This is a genomic window from Gemmiger formicilis (genome assembly GCF_900167555.1).
GTDB classification, from domain to species: domain Bacteria; phylum Bacillota; class Clostridia; order Oscillospirales; family Ruminococcaceae; genus Gemmiger; species Gemmiger formicilis.
Genome location: NZ_FUYF01000082.1, coordinates 1 through 1,507, shown reverse-complemented (window position 1 = coordinate 1,507; position 1,507 = coordinate 1). Strand labels below are relative to the sequence as shown.

The window sequence follows — 1,507 nt, the reverse complement described above, 5'->3', positions numbered from 1 at the left end:
TAGAAAATTATGCTGAGATTTCTGGTGAATAGTCTCGAAGTAACGTCTGTTCTAAAAGATTCTCAGCATAACTTTTTTCTGCGCATAAAAGGCATGATACCGGCTCTGGTGGTAGTGATAGTCGCTGCCGTCCCGCCCGCGATACCAGCGGTCCTTCAGCTGATCCATACTCGCACCGCTGGGCAGCTTGCGGATTTCTTCCAGAATCGGCTCATCCACCGCCTGACAGTAACTATTGATGCGGGCAGGGTTGACTTTGAGTGCTGCAAATAGAACGTCCTCTTTTGAGTACATAATGGACAGCACATTTTTGAGGCTCTGCGGCGTGTGCTTACTGGCATCCACATGGACGTGCATTCCGCAGCTGTCGTTTACGATGCCGCCTGCGCGGCGCAGGGCGCGGACAACCTCCTGCAGCTTTTCCATCTCGCCGTATTCAAGCTTGGGGGAGTTCAGTTCAACCTTGTAGGTTTCCCCGATAAGAACAGAACGCCTACGGCATTCGGGATGGATGCTGCCGTCCCGAACGATTTTCCACTCTTTACCGTCCAAATCTTTGACACGGTAGGCATCGTAGCCGCCGCCGGAATGCTCGGCGCGGGTGCCAAATAAGTTGGCCAGCGTTTGGGCTGCCGTGGCGCGGTTTATCCCGGTCAGTTCAATTTCACAGCCAAAATACTGGTCTTTGAAATCAAGGGGCAAGCGCCTCACCCCGCAGTTCTGCATCCATGGCTGCAATTCTCCGCCCGATGGCTTCCACCACATGGACTGTCACGCCGTTGCCAGCCTGTTTGTAGGCTTGGTTATCGCTCTGGATGGCAAGCACCGTGTCGATGCGGTCATCTGCCCAGCCCTGCAGCCGCAGACATTCGCGCGGCGTCAGGCGGCGGATGCGACCCTCGCACAGAACGCCGTGACGGTCTTTTGTGGTAAGTGTATGCATGGGTGCGCCAGGCTTACCGGTGCGTTCGGTGTTGCGGGCGAGGTCGGACTTGATGGGATTTTTGACCGGGCGAACTTCAACAGTGCCTTGTTGGCAGCCCGTTGTAAGTGTATGCGCAATCTCTTTACCAACCCGTCCGCGCCGACTGTTGACTGTGGCGTAGCTCAGGTCGATGCTGTCACCGAACTGTGCCATCTGGTAGCCGGTTTTTGTGGCGCACTTGATCGGCACTCCCACCTCGTACAGCCCGGTTTTGCCACCGAAGCCACCCGGATTGGCAGCCAGCGTACAGCTTAATCCTTCGGGGGAGTAGACTCGTTCTCCTTGATGCCCGCCGTGGGTTTGTATAAGAGAACCTCCTGTTGTTTCGGTGAAAGGAAATACTTTTCCTCTACATCGCTCATCAAGATATCCGATAATGTACACGCGGTTTCTTGACTGGGGGACGCCGAAATCTTTGCTGTTAAGGCATTGCCATTCCACACCATACCCCAGTCGGTCCAGCGTGTTAAGGATCGTCGCAAATGTCCGCCCTCCGTCATGAGATAACAGGCCGGGTACATT

At 54.9% G+C, this 1,507-nt stretch carries 2 protein-coding genes; both read right to left on the bottom strand.

What is annotated here, in order from left to right; translation table 11 throughout:
- Positions 1–51 precede the first annotated feature (51 nt).
- Positions 52–702: an amidoligase family protein gene (locus B5D32_RS14650; protein WP_242943482.1), complete on the bottom strand. Its 651-nt coding sequence runs from the start codon at positions 700–702 to the stop codon at positions 52–54.
- Entirely contained in the window at positions 692–1,447 is a 756-nt protein-coding gene (locus B5D32_RS14645) for a DNA cytosine methyltransferase (protein ID WP_338108555.1), read from the bottom strand. Before B5D32_RS14645 ends, B5D32_RS14650 begins: the two co-directional genes overlap by 11 nt.
- Positions 1,448–1,507 lie beyond the last annotated feature (60 nt).